The following is a 3,365-nucleotide window of genomic DNA, read 5'->3' on the forward strand; positions in this document are numbered from 1 at the left end:
AGCAAGGAGAAAATCCACGGCCTGCTTTGTCGTCTTATGCAGCCAATCTTTCACCTGAGCGTCGCTCTTTTGCTGGAGATAGCGCTTGGCCCGAAGATACTTCTTCCACTGCCGGCTTCCTTTCTTGCACCGCGCCATCTTCTTCGACAGCTCTGCAAGAAACTTGGCGCGTCCCTGTTTGACGGCACGCACCGCACGACCGGAGAGGACGAGCGCTTTGTTTTCTGTGGCCAGGGTGACGCTGTGAATTTCGCCCAGGTCGCATCCGGCCGGTTTGAGGGGCAGGTGTTCATGTCGCGGCTCGGCCACCGGGGTATCGATGCAGTAGTGAAACCAGTAGTGACCCCGATGCCAGACGATTTCGGCATACGTGCAGGCCGACAACGCTTCCCCCGAGAGATTCGGGATGGTAAGCGTGACATCTTCACGGAGACCGCTTCCGGCCAGCCATTTCCGCTTCTGCGCAGCCTTTGCGGTGAGAAGGCCCGCAAGCAGCGGTTTGTCGTTTTTGAACTTCAGCACAATCTGCTCGCCCGTGACGACAAACCCATTCTGTTTAAACGGAAGGCAGAAGAAATGCTTTTTTCGCCACGGATACCTGGCCCGGCGGTCGCCTCTCCTGCGCTTCTCCTTTGTTCCCTTGCGGCATTCGTCGTATTTGTCCACAATGGCCTGAACGGTTTGCGAATGAAGGCGGTACGCTTGTTTGCGGTTTGCCTGCAGAAGTGTTTTAGAAGCCCACCGCTTCCACGTGCGAAAATATAACACGGCTTCTTCGAGCGTATCGTTCCATACCCGTGCGGCTTCGCGCTGATAGTCTCTGAGCGCCGTATACAGCACCGGATCATAGGGGATGCGAAACGAGTGGGTGAGCTTCATCGACATCCTCCTCTTATTTAGAAATCTCTCCCTGTAGTATACCACAAAATGGAACATTTGTGCGACGCGATTCATCCACACGCCTAAAGACGTGGGCTTTCTCGCGCTATTTCTGTAATCTCAGGTTTGCGCTCGTCGATATAGTGGCCTGCCTGCTCAAGGATTTCATCCATATTAACATACGTACGAATATACGGTTTATTACCCAGCGTTGTCTGTAGATAGCAGTAATGACATGCGCAAAACGGCTGGAGCCACGCAAAAAACCCTGACTTTTCTGTCAAGGTTCCCATCCGCATCAGATTTATCGGAAATTAATGAACTGTAAATCCAACGGCAAGTCGGCTGCTTTCAGCATCGCAATCACCTGCTGGAGATCATCGCGGCTTTTGCCGGAGACGCGTACTTGATCGTCTTGAACCTGGCTTTTCACTTTCAGCTTCGTGTCTTTAATCAACTTATTAATTTTCTTGGCGTTATCCGCGTCAATTCCTTGCGCAATCTTACCGCGTTGACGTACCGTGCCGCCTGAAGCCGGCTCCACTTTTCCGTAATTGATGCTTTTCAGCGAGATGCCCCGCTTAATCAGCTTTCCGTTCAGCACGTCCTTCACCTGCTCCAGCTTGAACTCATCGTCGGAGACAATCACAAGCTCCTCTTTTTCCAGCGTGATATTGCTTTTGCTCCCTTTAAAATCATAGCGGTTCTCAATCTCTTTCATCGCCTGGTTAACGGCGTTGGTTACTTCCGCCAGATCCACCTTCGATACGATGTCAAACGAATTCTCCTTGCTCATTCTCTTCCTCCTTCAAAGCGCTTATTCTATGTCTTATCGTACCAGATTTTTGGGTGAAAAAGGAATGGAACAAGGGAAAATCAACGGTGCGCAAATTCTTCTTCAATCTTGCGCAGCCAATCTTTCGTACGCTGTACCCACTCGTCCGGCGCCGGCGCGTCTTTTTCCACCGGGCTTGCAAACTGATCAATCACTGCCGTGTATGTGCGGTACCTCGCCGTATCATCCTGGTCGTTCTGATAATGATGGACAAGCAGGAATGGCGTACCTAAGCGAATTACCGCATCGTCCTCACCAAAATTCCCCTGCTCGGGGATACCCGGAATTCGTAGAAAATAGAACATTCCTTTCTCTTCATCCGCACCCATTTTCAAATCGAAAAAACCACCGTCAATATCCCATCCGCCGCCGATCGCAAAATCGCGCGCATTAAAAAACTCGAACATTTCCTTAAATGTTCCTCTTTGTCCGTCCAGCGAGGATTGTAAAGCAATCATTGTTTATCCCCCTTACCTGTTCGTTTCTCTCAGTGTTTGAGAAAAAGGGGGATTTTATGCGAAAAACCTCTGCCGAAGCAGAGGTTTGGAGCCTGTCCTAGTAATGAAGCTGTCCGGAAACACTGACGCCTTTTTTGTATACGTCAATGACTTTAATCTTGCGCAGGCCAACTCCCAGGTCTGTCAAATCGAACGAGAACCACTGCTGGGATTGGTACGACGTCTTAGTGAACGCCTTTACCAACTGACCGCGGTTATTGTAGAACTCAAAACGAACGGTTTTCGGATCATCGATTCGTCCCTGGTAAATGTACCCTTGGATCCGGTTTTCTTCTCCTCCGTCAAAGTACAGGCCATTCCCGTCGTAAAACCAAGCCTCATACTCGTTTGGATCTCCGATGAAAGAGAAGTTCCAGCACCTCTCTCCCTGACAGTGACGCTGCGCACTGTATGCCCATGCTGGCGTAATGGAACCAAATACGAGAATCAGTGTCAACATCGTTACAACACCAGAGAATCCTGCTTTTCTTATGTACCAGCTTTTCATGCCTCACCATCCCCCAGAAGAGTTTAAAGATTACAAATACGGATTCTTTTTGCGATCTTTTTCGGTACAGGTATACTGTAAACGAACTCCAGAGAATCAAAAAGGGAACATAAGCGGAATTTAAACGATAGGTAAAAAGCTGCGATTTCTTTCATTTTCTTCGATTTTCTTTTATTTTCTCTATATCTTTACCTACCCGCTTACACAAAAAAGTCAGGCATTACGCCCGATATATTTGTGGCTACCGTACCGGACAAAATCGTATTTGTTATACTCTGCTCATTTTATTGTTGAGTAAAAGCAGATATTAAACAATGAAAAAATAAAGGAGCTATCCTTAAAGCACAGTGAACGAACAGCGTCACTTCAACTTCAGGACAACTCCAAACAATCGAAAAAAGCAAGACAAGCTTAAGCATTTTTCTTTAGCTTTTTTGCAGTCCAGTTACCCAGTGATTGAAGCAGCTGGACCAGGCAAATTAAGATGACCACCGTAACGAACATAACGGGCAAATCCCACTGTTGGTAGCCATAGCGCAGAGCAAGGTCACCCAGCCCGCCTGCACCAACCGCACCTGCCATTGCTGTTGCACCAACTAAACCAATGGTCGCGATTGTTAAGCAGAGGACAATGCCGGGCGTTGCC

The 3,365-nt window shown here is 48.6% G+C and carries 4 protein-coding genes and 2 pseudogenes; all 6 read right to left on the bottom strand.

Annotation, left to right across the window (positions count from 1 at the left end; genetic code table 11):
- Positions 1-879, bottom strand: an 879-nt coding sequence (locus ADA01nite_RS01575; protein ID WP_218029519.1) for a transposase, incomplete at its 3' end; no start/stop codon positions are given.
- Positions 880-992: 113 nt separating this feature from the next.
- Positions 993-1,115 (bottom strand): annotated as a pseudogene (locus ADA01nite_RS01580) (spore photoproduct lyase family protein); the annotation flags it as partial.
- A gap of 68 nt (positions 1,116-1,183) precedes the next feature.
- The gene (locus ADA01nite_RS01585; RefSeq protein ID WP_146808148.1) at positions 1,184-1,675 is read right to left on the bottom strand and encodes a YajQ family cyclic di-GMP-binding protein; all 492 of its coding nucleotides are present in this window, start codon (positions 1,673-1,675) and stop codon (positions 1,184-1,186) included.
- Between the two features lie 80 nt (positions 1,676-1,755).
- On the bottom strand, positions 1,756-2,172 hold the full coding sequence (locus ADA01nite_RS01590) for a YugN family protein (protein ID WP_146808149.1): 417 nt from the start codon (positions 2,170-2,172) through the stop codon (positions 1,756-1,758).
- A 97-nt stretch (positions 2,173-2,269) separates the two neighbouring features.
- Positions 2,270-2,719: a hypothetical protein gene (locus ADA01nite_RS01595; RefSeq protein WP_146808150.1), complete on the bottom strand. Its 450-nt coding sequence runs from the start codon at positions 2,717-2,719 to the stop codon at positions 2,270-2,272.
- Positions 2,720-3,130: 411 nt separating this feature from the next.
- Positions 3,131-3,365 (bottom strand): annotated as a pseudogene (locus ADA01nite_RS01600) (metal ABC transporter permease); the annotation flags it as partial.

Origin of the sequence: Aneurinibacillus danicus (genome assembly GCF_007991215.1) — a bacterium.
Classification (GTDB): Bacteria; Bacillota; Bacilli; order Aneurinibacillales; family Aneurinibacillaceae; genus Aneurinibacillus; species Aneurinibacillus danicus.

Bases quoted from the DNA above. Each gene is read 5' to 3' on its own strand.
- ADA01nite_RS01585 (WP_146808148.1), bottom strand. From the start codon at position 1,675: ATGAGCAAGGAGAATTCGTTTGACATCGTATCGAAGGTGGATCTGGCG.
- ADA01nite_RS01590 (WP_146808149.1), bottom strand. From the start codon at position 2,172: ATGATTGCTTTACAATCCTCGCTGGACGGACAAAGAGGAACATTTAAG.
- ADA01nite_RS01595 (WP_146808150.1), bottom strand. From the start codon at position 2,719: ATGAAAAGCTGGTACATAAGAAAAGCAGGATTCTCTGGTGTTGTAACG.